The organism is Bradyrhizobium sp. USDA 4369 (genome assembly GCF_054056435.1).
In genome coordinates, this window is the sequence record NZ_JBSRYH010000001.1 from 7,789,552 (window position 1) to 7,806,828 (window position 17,277).

Here is a 17,277-nt window from a genome sequence, read left to right on the forward strand (position 1 = left end):
TTTGCGCCGCACTGCACCCGCAAGCGATGCATTTTCTGCCCGGTGTTGCCATTTGGTGCCGCTGACGCCGTTCCAGAGTGGAACATCGCCCGGCCGGTCTCACCGGTCATGGAACTCGAAGCAAAAACCACGCCACGAAAATGTGATAATCCCGTCCCGGCCTCACCCCAGGCCAGGCGTCCGCAACGGCGCTTCTGTCGTCCGTCAGGCTTTGCCGAGCAACAGATCCGCAGCGCGATCGCCGGACCGCACCGATCCTTCGATCGTCGCCGGCAGGCCGGTATCGGTCCAGTCCCCGGCCAGAGCGAGGTTGGCAAAACTGGTTTTGACGCCCGGCCGCAGCGCGTTCTGTTCCGGCGTGGCTTCGAAGGTCGCGCGGCGCTCGCGAACGATCTGCCAGGGCGGCAGCTCGGCGGAGATGCCAGCGGCCTTGCAGACGTCGGCCCAGATCGCAGCGGCGAGTTGCTCGCGCGGCATATCGACCAGCCGGTCGCCATTGCTGATCGTGACCGACAGCCGCTCCGGGAAGGCAAACAGCCATTCAACCAGTCCGCCAACCACGCCGAGCAGCGCCGGCGCGCCCTTCGGCGGGGTGATGCGGAAATGGGCATTGACGATGGCACGAAACTTCGTCGGGCCCGTCAGGCCCGGCAGCAGCGCCATCGCGGGCCGCGGCGGCACCGCGAGCACGACAACGTCATCCGGCCCGAGCGCGACGGTCTCGTCACCGCCGAAGCGCAACCCGGTGACGCGACCAGCGGCCTGATCGAGGGCGCGCAGCTCACGCCCGATCCGGACGCTGCCGCCCTTGCCTTCCAGAAACTTGACGGCAGGGTCGATCAGCACGCCGGAGAGGCCGTCGCGCGCAATCAGCGGACGGCAGGCCTGGCCGCCGGCCAGCAGCGTCTCCCGGACGATCGCCCCGGCCAGGCCGGCCGAGCCCTCCGGCGGATCGCAGTTCAAGGCCGCCAGCAGCAGCGGCTGCACCAGCCGGTCATACAACGTGCCCTTGCAGGGAATCGTATCGCCGATGGTCTTGGCGGTGCCGGCCCAGATCAGCGGCGACAGCGCCAGATAGTCACCGAGCGTGGTATCGGGGACGCGGCGGCTTTCGTCGAACACCCAGAACGGCAGCCGGCCGCTGCCGAGATCGAGCAACCAGCGCTGCCCGGTCCGGATATCGACGAAGGCGAATTGCGCGTCCTTCGGCCCAACCAGCCCCGCCTCCGAGCCGATCCCCCGGGCATAGGCCAGCACGTGGTGGTTGGCCGAGAGCAGCAGATGATTGCCATTATCGATCACGAGATCGGTGGCGGCATCGTAATAAGAGCGGCACCGGCCGCCGAGCTGCTGCGTCGCCTCGTGGACATGGACGGTGTAGCCGGCATTGGCGAGCCGTACGCCGGCGGAGAGGCCGGAGATTCCAGCGCCGATAATGTGAGCGATCTTGTTCATCAGATGAAAGCGTAGCGGAGGATGATGCCGATCTTCGTGAGCTTGCTCACGCGCACCGGCTCGCGCGGCGGGGAAAAGCCGCGTTCGAGCAACAGGTCGAACACGGCGCGGTAATATTTCGCCATGATCCGCGGCGCCCGCACGGTGCGCCGGCGATTGCGCCGCATGATCTCGTCGGCCTTTTCGAAATGCGTTTTCGCCCGTATGGCAACCGAGTTGCACACCTTGGGTAGCGCACGCTCCTGCACCACTTTCGCCGGATCGTCGCCGGTGATGCCGGCAAATAGCAGTGCCTCGCGCGGCAGATAGAGCCGGCCGATGCCGGCGTCCTCGTCAATATCGCGCAGGATATTGGTGAGCTGCAGCGCGCGGCCGAGATGATGAGCCAGCAGGATGCCGTCCTCCTCGGGCATGCCGAAGATGCGAACCGACAGCCGGCCGACGGCACTGGCCACCCGGTCGCAATACAGGTCGAGCGTGGCGAGATCGGGCGCGCGGATCTCCTGCGGCACGTCCATCTCCATGCCATCGATGATGGCGAGGAAGTCTTCCCGCTTCAGCCCGAACGTCTTCACCGAACTGACGTAGTCGCGCAGCCGCGGCGGCGGGTTGCCCTGATACAGCGCGTCGATATCGTCGCGCCATTGCTGCAGCGCCGCCAGCCGTTCGGGGCGCGGCCCATCGGAATCGGCGATGTCGTCGACCTCGCGGCAGAAGCTGTAGACCTGGAACATCGCATCGCGCTGGGCCCGCGGCAGGATGCGCATGGCGGCATAAAACGAGCTGCCGGACGCGGCGGTGCCGTGGTCGATGCTGCCTGCGGTCGCCTCCAGGGTCATGCGCCGGCCGCCGATTTGCTGACGGGATGACGCCCCGCGACGCGGCGCCCGATCTCGCCGGCGACCGCCGCGGCGGTGAGACCGATCATGCCCATCGGCGACAAATGCACCCGCTCGCTGAGCGGATCGCGCACCTTGAGCATTGCGACAATGCGATCGGCGAAAGCCTGGATCACGGCAATCTCCAGTCCGAATCGGAAGTCCTTGACGCCGCTGTTGAGGTCCCTGCCTTCCTCGAGCAGCGCCGCGTTGCGCACAGCGAGCTTCTGCAGGCAGGCCAGCAGCGGCGGCGGCGCCTTGGGCACGCCGAGCATCTCGACCGTGGCGCCGGCCTCGGCCAGCGCATCGCGCGGCAGGTACACGCGGTTGAGCGCCTTGTAGTCCTTGGCGCAATCCTGCAGGTGGTTGTTGATCTGCAGTCCGGCGCAGATCGCGTCAGATGCCGGCCAGGTCGCGGTGGATTCGCCATGCACGTCGAGCATGAAACGTCCGACCGGCATCGCCGAATAGCGGCAGTAGTGGATGACCTCGTCCCAGTTCTCGTAGCGCAGCTTGGTGACGTCCATGCGGAAGGCGACCAGCAGGTCGAGGGCATGGCGCGGGGACATGCCGCGCGCGGCGAGCGCCCGGCGCAGGCCGAGAGCGACGTCCTGCGTCTCGCCGGTCCCTGTGAGTTCGGCCTCGAGCAGATCCAGCAGCCGCAACTTCTCGTCGCCCGGCAAGCTCGGATGATCGGCGATGTCGTCGGCGGTGCGCACGAAATTGTAGAAGGCGAGGATCAGCGCCCGATGCTCGGGGCGGATGATCCAGGACGCGACCGGAAAGTTCTCGTCCCGGTGTGTCTTGCCGGATCGCAAATCGCTCGCGGTGGTCATGGACGAAACAGCTATCAGGTTTGAAGGGCGCTACGACAAACGATGCCCGCCGCTTCGCTCATGCGAACGGATCGCTGGCCTCCATATAGGCGAAGATCCGACCAAAACCAATGCAATCCATCTCGGGGAAGCAACACGGCCGGGCCGCCGTCCACCTCGAATCGGCGGGACGGCAGCCGTTAACCATTGCATGGACCGGAGCACAGCTGGCCCCGGTCGACACGCATCACTGGTTGTGGTTCTTCAGCACCTGATCGCAAGCCGGGCTGATCTTGGGGCGGTTCTCCTTCAGGCACGCCAGGATCGTGAAGTCGCCCTGGTCGATCACGGCCCGGCAGAACTTCTGAACGTCACGGGTGCAAGCCGCCTGCTCCTCTGCGGTCCCCCGCGCGCCTTGCGCGAACGCAGCGGTGGTGGCGGACAGCGAGAGCAGAGAAAGTGCCAGGAAAATCTTACGCATCGTGTTCCTTCGTTTGACAGCAGAGGAGACCTCCCGGATCGCCGATGCTGCCCGGGAAAACACCTGTTTGGTTTGCAAGGACCGCCAGCCCCCCAGCGTCAAAGAAACGCTGCCAATTGCGGCCAAATTTACGCCCTAGGATCTCTGGGCAGGTCGAGCCCAGGGCCAAGCTTTGACATAATCAAGGCTTTGATACTAGGGCATTATTTTCGGAACACGTTTTTCGCATTTGGCTGTTGCAAGCATGCCGCGCGGACCGTTAGATGCGCGCCAATCGGGGTGCGAGGGACGACAGCCATTTGCACGAGCGGCGCGACCGATCGCACGATCACCGCGCGGCATCATGGCACCTGACCGCACCTCACGCCCGGCCAGCTGTCATTTGAACCTCACTTTTGGCGGGGACACTAAAGTGTTCGAAGCGGTGAAACGCGGCCGCACAACGGCGTCATTCTGGATGGGAAACTCACTATGAAACTGTTCGGCTCACCTCTCTCAGGCCGTGTCATCAAGGCAGCCGGACTCGGCGCGGCGCTGATTCTGTCGGCATCAGCAGTTCAGGCGCAGTCGGGTCCGTTCGCCGGCTTCGACGGCTCGTGGTCGGGCAACGGCACGGTCGCGCTGTCGGACGGAACCACCGAGCGCATCCGCTGCAAGGCCAGCTACAAGGTGGCCGGCGCCAATCTGAAGCAGAGCCTGCAATGCGCCAGCGACAGCTACAAGTTCCTGCTGTCCAGTGATGTCACCAGCCAGGGCGACCGCATCTCCGGCAATTGGAGCGAGGCGAGCCGCAATGTGAACGGCGAATTGCAGGGCACTGCGGGCAATGGCCAGATCGACGTCTTCGTCCAGGCCGCCGGCTTCGCCGCCAGTATCACGCTGAGGACCAACGGCAACAAGCAGGTGGTTCAGATCTCGTCCAAGGGCGAGATCCGCGGCGTCAACATCACGATGTCGAAGACCTGAGCGGCTACATTAGCAATTGAACATGCGAACGGCCCTGACGATGTCAGGGCCGTTTTGTTTTGCCGTGCCTTCGCAGCAATCGGACGCGCTTGAAACCACCGCTGTCATCGCCCCGGCTTGACCGGGCGATCCAGTATTCCAGAGGCGGTTGTGATAGGGCCGATAAGCCGCGGCGTGCTGGATCGCCCGGTCAAGCCGGGCGACGACAGTCGTATACTCCGCTCAGACCACGCCTCACGCCGGCTTGCGCTTCAGCTTCTGGGCCAGGTTGATCAGGAACATCGCGGTCGGGCGCAGGATGAAGAGGTCGGCGAACAGCGCCGCCACCATCGAGAAGGCGCTGAGCCAGCCGAACAGCCGCAACGAGGGCAGATCCGAGAACACGGTGACGACGAGGCCGCAGGCCAGCACCACCGTGGTGAGGATCAGCGCCGGTCCGACCAGCACGGTGGCGCGCTCGACGGCCACCGCCGCGCTCACGCCGGGCGCGCTCTCCATGCGCAGCCGGTTCAGGAAGTGGATGGTGGCCGACAGGCCAAGGCCGAACGAGACCGTGAGCGCCACGACGCTGGCGAATTGCAGCCCCTCCCCCATTGCCCACAACACGGTGCCCGACATCACGACGGGGAAAATGCCAGGCAGGATGCAGGCGAGCATCACGACCCAGGACCGGAAGGCGAGCCCGATGAACATTGCCACCAGCGCGAACTCGATGGTGAGGCCGTGATTGAGCTTCTCGATCATGCCGGCGGAGTTGCGCGCAGCGATGGCGGCAAGACCGGTCACGGCGACCTCATAGCCGGGATGCTTCTTCCTGACCGCATCCAGCTCGCGATCGAGCTTGTCAACCACCGGCAGCAGCTGGCTGGAATCGAGGTCGGGCACACGGCCGGCGACCACCACGGCATCCTGCTCCTTGTCAATGAAGCGGCGCACCAGATGCTCGGGGATCAGGCTGACATATTCCTGCAGGGTGGCGGTATCAGATGAACCGGCCTTCTCGGCGAGCCAGCGCCGGAGCGTCTCGACCGACCAGACATTGCCGACGCCGGCGGTCTTCTCGACCGTGGCATGGACGTCGGCGATGGTTTGCAGGGTTTCGGGCGAATAGAGCGATGCGCCCTTGGGGAACTGGATCAGCACGTTGACCGGATTGGCGCCGGTCAGCTTGGCATCGAGCCGGTTGCTCGCCGCCACGGCCTGCTGCTTGTCCGGCACCTGGTCCGCGAGGCGATAGCGCGGCTCCAAGGTCGAATAAACCACCGCGAGCGAGCCGACGAACACCACCGCGATCAGGCTGAACAGGCCGGGCCGGCCGACCATGCGCACCGCGATCCAGTAGCAGAAATTGCGCAGCGCCTGGACGCCGGCATCGGCGCCCTGGAACTTGACCGCGAAGGTCTTTTCGTTGCGCACCAGCAACACGCCGAACACCGGCACCAGCGACAGCACCGCGAGCAGCGCGATGATGGTGGCGGCAAGCCCCGCCTCGCCGAACTTGCGGATCAGGTCACTGTCGGAGAACTGCAGGGCGATGAACGAAATGCCGGCGGTGGCGTGGGTCAGGACGCAGGCGGGCCCGACGACCAGCACCGCGTTCTTGAACGCCGTCACCTTGTCCTGCCCGGCGATCAGCCGGTCCCGCGCGGCAAAGGTGAGCTGCATCGAATCGGAGAAGCTGATGACCATGATGAGCGGCGTCATCACGTTCAGAAACATGTTGAGATTGAAATTGGCCCAGCCCAGCGCGCCGAGGGCGAGCAGGATCGCGATCAGCGGCGGGAAAGCCGCCGCGATCATGAAGGAGACCTTGCGGAAGAAGATGATGGCAATGATGCAGCCGGCGAGAATGCCGAGCACATTGTAGGTCAAGCCGTCACGCTCGACCGCATTGCGGATCTCGAGCTGCATGACCGGGACACCGGAGAGCTGCACGTTCAGCCCGGTATCGGCCAGGTCGTCCGTCATCAGCTTTCTGATGTCGCCGACCACCTTGCCGAGGTCGTTCGATGCGACCACCTTGGGCTCGAGTGACAGCACGATCAGCGCCAGCGTGCCATCCTCCGACAACAGCTTGCCGCGGATGATTTCGTTGGATTTCACCGTCTCGATGAACTTGTCATAGGCCTCGCCCTCCGGCAGATCGGAGGGAAACAACGCCGCGGGAAGCTTGCCCGGTGCCGGGGCCTGGCGGGCCGAGAACAGCGAGACCAGGCCGCGCGTCCCCTCCACCAATTGCAGATCGGTCACGAACTCGCGGAGCTTCTCCAGGTTGGGCCGGGCGAGCAGCGACTTGCCCTCGACCACGACGAGGACGTCGAACTCCTCGGCCGGAAACTTCTTGGTAACCTCCTCATATTGGTGGAATTCCTTGCTGTCGGAGCGGAACAGCTGGCTCAGCGAATCGTCGATCTGGATGCGCTTGATGCCGAAGACGGCCGCCACGATCAGCAACAGCAGAACGACGCAGGAGAGGATCGGCACCTTGACGGCGAACAGGCCGACGCGTTCGAGCCCGAACGCGATACTGTCGGCCGGCCGCTGCTCGACCTTCTCGACATGGACTTCGTTGTCGTGCCTGACTTCCAGCATTCGGTGTCCAGTGGTTGAAGCGCGGCCCAATTCGGCAGGCTCGAGCGCATAGGGCAGAATTAAGGCTGCTCAGCGAGCCAGACATGACCGATTTGTGGCCTGCAGCTGCACCTAATCCTTGAAAATACGTGAAAATTCGTCGGGCGAGGGTCTAGCAGGGTTCACTCCCCGGCCGCAACCATGCGACCCCACACAAGACCGGGAGCCAGCATCCGAACCGGATCACGCCACGATTCTGGCGGCCTTGAAAAGGCCGGGTCAGCGGGTCGAGCGCCCTGAATAGCTGATGCGCTCAACAATCTGGCCGGGACGCCCGGTCTGCAGCGCCCGCGCCGCCCGGCGGCGCGGCCGTCAGGCCCTCACGCCGCGGGGATGGCGGCCTCGCGCAGTCGGATGGAATAGTTCGACGCGTTCTGATGGCCGCGAGAGGCCGCGCGGGCGAACATGATCAGGTGATGCGCAATCATCGCCACCGCGATGAAGTTCTCGATCTCGCCGCGCCTGAGCTGGGTCCAGGCAAAGTGCCAGAACGGCCGCTTGTAGTCGCCGAGCACGCCGACCTTCCAGAAGATCTTGGCCATCATCACCAGCCCGCGCCGGATGTTCGGCCAGCTCTTCATCTCCTCGCTGACCGGCACCTTGATGCGGTTGGCATAAGTGGTGTCGCATTGATGCTGATAGCGCGCATAGAGCCGCTCCGGCTCATAGGCCACATCCATGCAGCGCCGCCACGCCGACACCACCTCGTCATAGGGCATCAGGAACTTGACGTTGGAATCGCGTCCATCGTCGTGGACCAGTCTGCCTTCGCGCTCCAGGCGATCCCACAGCGGCGTCTTCGGCAGCGCCTGCAGCAGATTGATCGTGAGCAGCGGAATCCGGCTCTCCTCGACGAATTGCAGCAGCGCATCGGCGGTCTGCGGCGTGTCCGTGTCCAGTCCCATGATGATGCCGGAGACCACCTCCATGCCATAGCTGTTGATGGTCCTGATCCCCTCGAGAATCGGCACCATCATGTTGTGGTCCTTCTGCATCGCCGTCAGCGCATCGGGATCGGGCGTTTCGATGCCGCAGAAGATGGTGATGAAATAGGCCTCCCGCATCTTCTCCAGAATCTCGGGCCGCTTCGCGATGTTGAGCGTCGCCTCGCAGGCCAGTCGCATGACGTAGCCGGTGCGCTTCTGCCATTCGATCAGATGCGGCAGCAGCTCCATCGCGGCCTTGCGGTTGCCGATGAAATTGTCGTCGACGAAATACACCGATCCGGTGACGCCGCATTCCCGAAGCTTGTCGAGCTCGGCGATGATCTGCTGCGGCGTCTTGATGCGCGGATTACGCCCATACAGCCCGGGAATATCGCAGAATTCGCACTGATAGGGGCAGCCGCTGGAATATTGGATGCTGCCGAGGAAGTACTTCTTCACCTCCGCGAGCTCATAGGCCGGCACCGGGAATTCCGTCATCGCCACGCGCTCCTTGGTGCGTAGCACGACCTGTTGCTCAGGCCGTGACGGGTCCCGCGCGAGGCGCTCAATTAGCTCGTCGGTGGCATCGCCGAGTTCGCCGACATGCAGATAGTCAAAGCTCGGATAATAGTCGGGACAGGCACTGACCGAGGGTCCGCCGAGGGCAACCGGCAGATCGAAGGCGTGGGCACGCTGGCAGATGTCATTCATCTGCTGACGCTGGATGTGCATGCCGCTGACGAACACGGCCTCGGCCCAGGCGAAATCCTCCGCCTGCGCAGCGCGGATGTTCTCGTCGATGAAACGTACCTGCCATGAACTCGGCAAATAGGCTGCGATCAGCAGCAGCCCCTGGGGCGGCATGAAGGCCTGGATGCCGTCCGTCAGCGGATAGGCATGTTCGAACGTTCCGAACGAGGAGGTGTAGCGCGGAAACACACAGAGGATACGGCGTACGGTCTGGACCCCTTCGAATCTCATGATCGCCCTCGCAGTCACGGCTCCATGATACCATAGAGCGACGGGCGCGATTGCGCCACCACTTCCAGAAAAGTTGAGTCGCGTCCGCACGCACACACGCGGTGCGACACACAGCAAGCCGCCGGACGAAGATCGACAACGATGCCGATGCTCAAAGGTTCCGATGCGCTGCAGGCCTGCGCTGACTGACATCAAGATCCAAAACTGACCTGCGGCCGCTCAGGACATGCGCGATTCGTCCCTCGGATCGCAAAGGCTGCCGGCGACGAGTTGCGATGCATTTGCAATGAGGGCGCGTAGAAAGAGGACGGACGGAATGAGGCGCCGCCGGCCGCCCGAGGGGTATCCGTAATCACGCGGAGACCGCGGTGTTGAAGCAGGTTCCGAGGCCGCCCCTAATATTCTGAGATCGTGGATCAATTCCGCGGTGGTTGCATCATACTGGCGATGCGCCACTTAACGCTTTCTCCATGAAGGTTTTGCATAACTATTAACAAATAATCGCTTCTGCGTTGCAGCCCAACCCTGCGGTAATCCACCTCATGACTCCACGTTCGACGTCAACGACAACGGCCACACGTCATTCCATCGCTGTGAAGCTCTACGCGATCTTTGCGCTGTTCGCCCTGTTGACGTCCGCGATCACCTGGCTTTCCGATTACAATTCGCGGCGCGGCGCCGAGCTGACCAAGACGATCGAGACGGCCAACCTCGCGGCTCTCAACGTCCAGCTGGTCAACGGCCTCGTCTACGCCGTCGTGATGGAGTCGCGCGGCGTCTACATGTCGACCGACCCCGCGGTGGTGAAGCGCTACGGCGACGGGTTGCTCAAGTTCAATGCCGAGATCCTCAAGGTCGTCGACAAGTGGCAGGCGATCGTGCAGGCTGACGACGCGCAACAATTTGCCACCTTCAAGAAGCGCATCGAGCAGTTCGTCGATTTTCGCAAGGAGCTGGTGCGGCGCGCCAACGAGATCAGTCCTGCCGCGGGACGCGAATGGGGCGACAATGACGCCAACCGCTCGGTTCGCTCGGCCCTCAACAAGGATCTCGACGAGCTGTCGAAAGTCTATCTGGAACGTGGCCGCAGGATCAGCGAGAATACCGTGACCAACCGCCGGTTATCACTGGTCCTGACCGGCCTGGGCGGGGTGATGCTGCTGCTCGTCGCCGCCGGCGTCGTCATCATCGCCCGGTCGGTCGCCCGCCCGCTGTCGCAGATCACCGATACCATTCGTCAAGTCGCGACCGGTGCCGAGAATGTCGAGGTACCGCATGCCTCCAGGGCCGACGAAATCGGCGAGCTCGCGCGCGCCATCGGCGTGTTCCAACAGGCGATGGCTCACAACCGCGACCTCAACAACCAAGTTTCGCAGGATTCGGAGATTCGCGAGGCCCGCGCACGCCACATCGAAGCGGCCGTCGAAGACTTTCGCACGGCGATCAGCAGCGTGATGCGGACCGTCACCGAGAATGCCGCCGCGATGCGCAGCACTGCCGAGACGATCACGCGACTGACGGCGGACGCCAATGAGCGCGCCACCACCGCGGCCGGCGCTACAACGCGAGCCTCGACCAACGTCTCTGCCGTCGCGAGCGCGGCCGAGGAGCTTTCCGCGTCCGTCGAGGAGATTGGCCGCCAGATCCGGCAGTCCGCCGGCGCCGTGGAGCAGACCGGCCAGCGCACCGAGAAGTCGATCACCGAGATCGAGGGCCTGGCCGCCGCCACCCAGCGCATCGACGGCGTGCTGACGCTGATCCAGACCATCGCCGAGCAGACCAATCTGCTGGCGCTCAACGCGACCATCGAGGCGGCGCGAGCGGGCGACGCAGGACGGGGCTTTGCCGTGGTCGCGCATGAGGTCAAGGCGTTGGCGGGGCAGACCGCCAAGGCCACGGAGGAGATCAGCGAGAATGTGGCACTGATCCAGTCTTCGACCAAGACCGCGGTCGACGCGGTCCGGGAGATCGGCGATGCCGTGCGCGGCATCAACGAGATCACCTCCAACATCTCCAATGCCATCCAGCAGCAGGATCAGGCGACGCGCGAGATCTCGGTCAATGCGCAATCGACCGCGCATGGCAATCAGACGCTGGTCATGAACATCGGCTCGCTGCGTGATGCGATCGGCGAAACCTCGACTGCCGCGGCGTCAGTGCTGTCGGCCTCCGGCGACCTCAACTCGACCGCACAGACGCTCGCCCATGAGGTCGAGAGGTTTTTCCAGAACCTCCGCTCCGGCCCGTCCACCGCCCCAACGCTGCGGCGGGCGAGCTGACCGGCCTCACTGCGACGTGCTCGGTCACGGCACACGCCGACCACAAGCTCCGACAAACGTCCACCGAGGATTTTCCTGATCCCCGGTGATCCGCGCCGGTTTGGGTTCCGTTACCCTGCTTTCGGAGAGCCCCCCGTGCGCAACACAGCCAAGAAGCTTCCCTTCGCCTGCGACCCGGTCCGCGTTACCCAGGACGATGTCGAAGACGCCATTCGCACCATCCTGACATGGATCGGTGAAGACCCTTCGCGCGAGGGTCTCTCCGAGACGCCGGCGCGTGTCGCCCGCGCCTATAAGAGCTACTTCGCCGGTTATGACCAGAACCCGGAAGAGTATCTGCGCAAGACCTTCGAAGAAACGGCGGGCTATGACGAGATGGTGCTGCTGCGGAACATCCCGTTCCAGAGCCATTGCGAGCATCACATGGCGCCGATCATCGGCCGCGCCTGGGTCGGCTACGTTCCCCGCAGCCGTGTCGTCGGCATCTCCAAGCTCGCCCGCGTCGTCGAGGCCTATGCCAGCCGGCTGCAGATCCAGGAGCGCATGACCGCCGAGATCGCCAACATCATCGACGAGGTCCTGCAGCCGCAGGGCGTGGCCGTCGTGATCAAGGCAGCCCATCACTGCATCAGCTCGCGCGGCGTGAAGAAGCACGGGGTCGACCTCACCACCAGCCGCATGCTGGGCTGTTTCCGCAACGATCCGATGAGCCGGCAGGAGTTCCTGGCCATGGTCAATGCGGACCTGAAGGATTGAGGTTCCCGAACCTTCCAGGAGCCGAAGTGATCCAACCCGACACCGCATGCGTTGTCCTGCATTGGGCATGTGTGTCGGGGATCATGAGCGCACGACCGAGAGCTGCTGGATTCGCACGTTCGAACGTGGCATCGTCGCGCCGCAGGGTCGTGCGCGCAGGTGCCCCGATCCGGATCAACGCGAGCAGTGGGCCGAAGGTAACCGTGGACTGGGCGGAATTGATCGGACGCGTCGCCGAACGCGGCGACCGTGAGGCGTTCAAGGCCCTGTTCGAGCACTTTGCGCCGCGCATCAAAGGCTTCCTCATCAAGTCCGGCTGCAATGCCGACGAGGCCGAGGAGATTGCCCAATCCACGATGGTCGCGGTTTGGACCAAGGCCGGGCAGTTCGATCCATCGACGGCAGGCGCTGCCGCCTGGATCTTCACGATTGCGCGCAATCAGCGCATCGATGTGGCCCGCAAGGCCATCCGCGAGGGCCGGCTGAGCAAGGAAATCGTGCTCGACGACGAGGCTGATCCGACCCTCGCCGCCGACCAGATCCTGTCGCGTGTCGAAGATGCCACACGCGTCGAGGCTGCGATCGAAAGATTGTCGGTCGAGCAATCCACCGTGATCCGGCTGTCGTTCATCGAGGAACGACCGCATTCGGAAATCGCGGCCGTGCTTGGACTGCCGCTCGGAACTGTAAAATCACGTATCAGACTGGCGATGAACCGCCTGAGAGACCTGTTGGACGACGCGACATGACGATCAGCCATCACCCGCCGGAAGACCTGCTGGCCGACTATGCCACTGGTGCGCTCGACGAGGCCGAGCAGCTGGTGGTCGGCGTCCATGTCGCCGACTGCCCACGCTGCCGGCGCTTCGTGCGTGCGATCGAGCGGCTGGCCGGCGCCTCGATCGAGGCGGCCGAGCCGGTCGCGATGGCCGCCGATGCATTCGACGCCGTGATGGCCCTGATCGACCGCCGCCCGCAAGCCGCGCCGCGTGTCAGCGAGGCCGCCGAGCAGGATCCCGAACTCGCCGACCTGCCCGAGATGGTCAAGCGCTGCAAGATCGGCAAGCGGCGGCGCGTGGCGCCCGGCATCAGCATGCGTCCGATCATGCTCTCCGGCACCGGCAAGTCGCGCGCCTTCCTGCTCCGCTCGGAGCCCGGCGCTCGCATGCTGGAGCATACCCATTCCGGCAGTGAGCTGACCTGCGTCCTGAAGGGCAGCTTCAGCCATCTCGGCGGCTACTACGGTCCCGGCGACTTCGACTATGGCGACGACGAGGTCGATCATCGTCCGGTGGTCGGCGATGAAGGCCCCTGCCTGTGCCTCGTCGCCATGACCGGCGACCTGCGCATGCATGGCCTGCTCGGCCGGCTGATCAGTCCGTTCGTCCGTCTCTGACCCGCCGCTCGCGCTTGCCAGCGGAACGAACTGTCCTCCTAACACTGAAGATCTGTCAAAGCGATCCAGAGCCTCAATAGCCTGGATCGCGTTGTCTGCCGGCGGTTCGCCGCCAGGCCGCGTGCGCGGCGAGTGATCCGCATCAGGTCCCCACCCGTTTCCGTATCGGAAGCGCAAGGAGGACCATGATGCAATCAGCGGGCGCGCAAAAGAGCTACGTCGCGCATTTGAGCAGTCTGCTGGCCCATGCCGGACGCGGTGACGCGCAAGCCTTCGCTGAGCTCCACGCCGCGACCGTCGTGAAGATGCGCAAGACCGTACGTGCGGTGATGCCGTCGGCGGCGGATGTCGACGACATCCTGCAGGACGGCTACCTGAAGATCTGGCGGCACGCGGCGAGCTTCGATCCGGCCCGCGCCTCACCCATCACCTGGATGTGCACGATCATGCGCAACACCGCGATCGACGCCCTCCGTGCGACGGGTCTACCGACCTCGGAGCTGGACGAGGCCTTGACGATCCCGGATCCGGCCGCCACGGCTCCGGATGACGAGTTCGATTATGCGCTGGCGGAACCGATCGCGCGCGAGGCGCTTGAACGTCTGCCTGAGGAGCGCCGCCAACTGCTCGCGCTCGCTTATCTTGAGGGCGAAAGCCGGACGCGGCTGTCGCAACGGTTCGGTGTGCCGGTCGGCACCATCAAGACCTGGCTGCATCGCAGCCTGATCATGCTGCGCAAGGACTGCCTCGGGAACGCCCATGACGTGACGGCCGCAGCCGCCTGACCTGGATACGATGACCAAGAGAGCTGCCGTGAGACATCTCGTCGTCGTGCTGGGCGACCAGCTCGACGCCGATTCGGCTGCGTTCGACGGCTTCGATCCGGCGCAGGATGTCGTGCTGCAGATGGAGGTCGCCGAGGAGGCGACCTATGTCCCTCAGCACAAGATGCGAATCGCCTATTTCTTCGCGGCGATGCGGCACTTCCGCGCCGAGCTCGAAGACCGCGGCCGCACGGTCCGCTATGTGCAGTTGGACGATCCGGCCAATACCGGCGCGTTCGACAGCGAGATCGCCCGCCATCAGGCGGCGCTGCAGCCCCAGGCGACGATCGTGCTGGAGCCCGGCGAGTTTCGGGTGCGCGAGAAGCTCCGCCAGCTGCCGCAGCGCGTCGAGCTGCGCGCCGACCGCCACTTCCTGTGCACGGCGGACGAATTCGACGCGTTCACCGAGCGGCATCCCCCGCCCGATCATGGAGACGTTCTACCGCGCGATGCGGCGCAAGACCGGCCTGTTGCTCGACGAGGGCGGCCGCCCCGTCGGCGGCAGCTGGAATTTCGATGCCGAGAACCGCAAGGGCTTCGGCAAGAGCCGCCCGCCGCTTCCCGTGGCCAGATCCTACGCGCCCGACGCGATCACGCGCGACGTGCTCAAGTTCGTCGCGGCGCGGTTCTCGAACAGCCCGGGCAGGCTCGACCGCTTCGACCTGCCGGTCTCGCGGGTGGACGCGCTGACCGAGCTGTCGGATTTCGTGGCCTGGCGCCTGGCGCTGTTCGGCACCTATCAGGACGCGATGCTGTCCGACGAGCCGTTCCTGTATCACTCGCGGCTGTCCGGCGCGCTGAACCTGCACATGCTCGATCCGCGGGAGGTGGTCGAAGCCGCGCTCGCCAACCGCAACGCGCCGCTGAATGCCCTGGAAGGCTTCGTCCGCCAGATCATCGGCTGGCGCGAATTCGTGCGCGGCGTCTATTGGCAGCGCATGCCTGATTATGCCGAGGAGAACGCGCTCGACGCCGATCTGCCGATGCCCCGCTTCTATTGGACCGGCGAGACCGACATGCGCTGCCTGGCGCAGGCGATCGGCCACACCATCGATCACGCCTATGCGCATCACATCGAGCGACTGATGGTGCTCGGCCTGTTCGCGATGCTGCTCGGCGTCCGGCCCTACGACGTACATCTGTGGCACATGTCGATGTTCCACGACGCCGTCGACTGGGTGTCGCTGCCCAACACGCTCGGCATGAGCCAGCACGGCGATGGCGGCGTGGTCGGCACCAAGCCCTATGCCGCGTCTGGCCACTATATCGACCGCATGAGCGACCATTGCCGCAACTGCCGCTACGATCCCAAGCAGGCGACCGGCGACCGGGCCTGCCCGTTCACGACGCTGTATTGGAGCTTCCTCGCCAAGCACCGCCGCCGCTTCGCCAATAACGGCCGCATGCGCAACCAATACGTCAATCTCGATCGCCGCAGCGCAGCGGAGATCCGCGCCATCCGCGCCCACGCCGACACGATCACCGCCGCGCTGGTCTAGCGCCCCCGCCTTGGCCAGCTTGCTGGCCGGGCGGCGATCGGTCATATGTCGGACGGTCCCACCCCGCCCTGCCGAGATCCATGACCGGATACCTCCCGCAATGACCACGGCCATCGTCGCCGTCTTCGCCCTTGCCTACGCGGTCGTGGCGCTGGAGCATCCATTGCGGATCAACAAGGCGGCCACCGCCTTGGTCGGTGCCGGGCTGATGTGGACGGTCTACGCGCTATCTGGCCATGCCGCGGCGCAAGTCGCAGGCGAGCTCAACGAATCCGTGGCCTCGACGGCGCAGATCATCTTCTTCCTGATCGGCGCGATGACCATCGTCGAGGTGATCGACGCCCATAACGGCTTCGAGGTCGTGACCTCGCTGATCAGGACCAGGAGCCAGGTCACTCTGGTCTGGCTGGTCGGCTTCGTCACCTTCTTCCTCAGCGCCATGCTCGACAATCTCACGACCGCGATCGTGATGGTGTCGCTGATGAAGAAGCTGTCCGGCCGCGACGAGGATCGCCTGGTGTTCGCCGCGATCATCGTCATCGCCGCCAATGCCGGCGGTGCCTGGTCGGCGATCGGCGACGTCACCACGACCATGCTGTGGATCGGCGGTCAAATCACGCCGCTTGCGATCATGACATCGGTGTTCATCCCGTCGCTGCTGAACCTGCTGGTCCCGCTCGCCGCCGTGAGCCTGGGTTTGCGCGGCAAGCAGCTCGTGCCGCCGGCGGCAGCAGGCCTCGCCTCAATCAGTCCGATCCTGCCATTCGAGCGCAATCTGATGTTCGTGCTCGGCCTCGGTGCCCTGGTGCTGGTGCCGGCGTTCAAGGCCGCCACCGGCCTGCCGCCGTTCATGGGCATCCTGTTCGGACTGGGCCTGCTCTGGATGGTCGGCGAGATCATCCATCGCGAGAAGGGCTCCGAGCAGAAACAGCGATTGACGCTGGTGCATGCGCTGACGCGGATCGACATGCCCTCGATCGTGTTCTTCATCGGCATCCTGCTCGCGGTCGCAGCCCTCGAGCACACCCACATCCTGCAGGCGCTCGCGCAATGGCTCGACCGCAGCGTCGGCCGGCTCGACCTGATCGTGATCGTGCTTGGCCTTGCCAGCGCCGTCATCGACAACGTGCCGCTGGTCGCGGCCTCGATGGGCATGTACGCCCTCGATCAGCACCCGCCGGACAGCTTCCTGTGGGAGTTCGTCGCCTATTGCGCCGGCACCGGCGGCTCGATCCTGATCATCGGCTCGGCGGCCGGCGTCGCGGCGATGGGATTGGAGAACATCCATTTCTTCTGGTACTTGCGCCGCATCAGCGCCATCGCCCTGCTCGGCTATTTTGCCGGCGCCGCCGCCTATATCCTGCAATACCATCTGACACATTGAGCAGAC

14 protein-coding genes and 1 pseudogene are annotated in these 17,277 nt (G+C 64.6%); 9 read left to right on the forward strand and 6 right to left on the reverse strand.

Translation table 11 applies throughout. From position 1 onward, the window contains the following. Window positions 1-204: 204 nt before the first annotated feature. From hpnE to ACVIJ6_RS35380, 4 genes are all read right to left on the reverse strand, one after another. Window positions 205-1,455: a hydroxysqualene dehydroxylase HpnE gene (gene hpnE, locus ACVIJ6_RS35365; protein WP_456776523.1), complete on the reverse strand. Its 1,251-nt coding sequence runs from the start codon at window positions 1,453-1,455 to the stop codon at window positions 205-207. Next, window positions 1,455-2,294, reverse strand: a complete 840-nt coding sequence (hpnD, locus tag ACVIJ6_RS35370; RefSeq protein WP_456776524.1) for a presqualene diphosphate synthase HpnD — start codon at window positions 2,292-2,294, stop codon at window positions 1,455-1,457. The genes hpnE and hpnD overlap by 1 nt, the downstream gene beginning before the upstream one ends. After that, complete coding sequence (gene hpnC / locus ACVIJ6_RS35375; RefSeq protein ID WP_456776525.1) at window positions 2,291-3,169, reverse strand: squalene synthase HpnC; 879 nt, start codon at window positions 3,167-3,169, stop codon at window positions 2,291-2,293. Before hpnC ends, hpnD begins: the two co-directional genes overlap by 4 nt. A 226-nt stretch (window positions 3,170-3,395) precedes the next feature. After that, window positions 3,396-3,629, reverse strand: coding sequence for a hypothetical protein (locus ACVIJ6_RS35380; RefSeq protein ID WP_012043110.1), 234 nt, complete (start codon window positions 3,627-3,629; stop codon window positions 3,396-3,398). Window positions 3,630-4,100: 471 nt separating this feature from the next. On the opposite strand from ACVIJ6_RS35380, the gene ACVIJ6_RS35385 reads away from it, so the two are divergent. Then, on the forward strand, window positions 4,101-4,595 hold the full coding sequence (locus ACVIJ6_RS35385) for a hypothetical protein (protein WP_012043109.1): 495 nt from the start codon (window positions 4,101-4,103) through the stop codon (window positions 4,593-4,595). Window positions 4,596-4,829: 234 nt separating this feature from the next. Here ACVIJ6_RS35385 and ACVIJ6_RS35390 read toward each other — a convergent pair whose 3' ends face one another. Together ACVIJ6_RS35390 and ACVIJ6_RS35395 are read right to left on the reverse strand one after the other, a co-directional pair. After that, window positions 4,830-7,187 (reverse strand): efflux RND transporter permease subunit, encoded by a 2,358-nt coding sequence (locus ACVIJ6_RS35390; protein WP_456776526.1) that lies wholly within the window; start codon window positions 7,185-7,187, stop codon window positions 4,830-4,832. A gap of 359 nt (window positions 7,188-7,546) precedes the next feature. After that, window positions 7,547-9,133 carry a B12-binding domain-containing radical SAM protein gene (locus ACVIJ6_RS35395; protein ID WP_456776527.1) on the reverse strand — a complete coding sequence of 529 codons (1,587 nt, stop codon included), beginning with the start codon at window positions 9,131-9,133 and terminating at the stop codon, window positions 7,547-7,549. Between the two features lie 542 nt (window positions 9,134-9,675). Here ACVIJ6_RS35395 and ACVIJ6_RS35400 point away from each other — a divergent pair. The 8 genes and pseudogenes from ACVIJ6_RS35400 (at window position 9,676) to nhaD (ending at window position 17,271) form a co-directional block, all read left to right on the forward strand. Then, window positions 9,676-11,412, forward strand: a complete 1,737-nt coding sequence (locus ACVIJ6_RS35400) for a methyl-accepting chemotaxis protein (protein ID WP_456776528.1) — start codon at window positions 9,676-9,678, stop codon at window positions 11,410-11,412. Window positions 11,413-11,547: 135 nt separating this feature from the next. Beyond that, a complete protein-coding gene (gene folE / locus ACVIJ6_RS35405; RefSeq protein WP_012043105.1) occupies window positions 11,548-12,168 on the forward strand; it encodes a GTP cyclohydrolase I FolE in 621 nt (206 codons plus the stop codon). Window positions 12,169-12,371: 203 nt separating this feature from the next. Further along, complete coding sequence (locus ACVIJ6_RS35410; protein ID WP_012043104.1) at window positions 12,372-12,917, forward strand: sigma-70 family RNA polymerase sigma factor; 546 nt, start codon at window positions 12,372-12,374, stop codon at window positions 12,915-12,917. Further along, complete coding sequence (locus ACVIJ6_RS35415) at window positions 12,914-13,564, forward strand: ChrR family anti-sigma-E factor (protein WP_456776529.1); 651 nt, start codon at window positions 12,914-12,916, stop codon at window positions 13,562-13,564. The genes ACVIJ6_RS35410 and ACVIJ6_RS35415 overlap by 4 nt, the downstream gene beginning before the upstream one ends. Before the next feature lie 188 nt (window positions 13,565-13,752). Beyond that, a complete protein-coding gene (locus ACVIJ6_RS35420) occupies window positions 13,753-14,349 on the forward strand; it encodes an RNA polymerase sigma factor (RefSeq protein ID WP_456776530.1) in 597 nt (198 codons plus the stop codon). 10 nt (window positions 14,350-14,359) lie between these two features. Further along, window positions 14,360-14,677 (forward strand): annotated as a pseudogene (locus ACVIJ6_RS35425) (cryptochrome/photolyase family protein); the annotation flags it as partial. Further along, window positions 14,589-15,887, forward strand: coding sequence for a cryptochrome/photolyase family protein (locus tag ACVIJ6_RS35430; protein WP_456776531.1), 1,299 nt, complete (start codon window positions 14,589-14,591; stop codon window positions 15,885-15,887). The pseudogene ACVIJ6_RS35425 and the gene ACVIJ6_RS35430, both read left to right, overlap by 89 nt. A gap of 100 nt (window positions 15,888-15,987) precedes the next feature. Further along, window positions 15,988-17,271 carry a sodium:proton antiporter NhaD gene (gene nhaD, locus ACVIJ6_RS35435; RefSeq protein WP_456776532.1) on the forward strand — a complete coding sequence of 428 codons (1,284 nt, stop codon included), beginning with the start codon at window positions 15,988-15,990 and terminating at the stop codon, window positions 17,269-17,271. The last annotated feature ends 6 nt before the right edge of the window (window positions 17,272-17,277 follow it).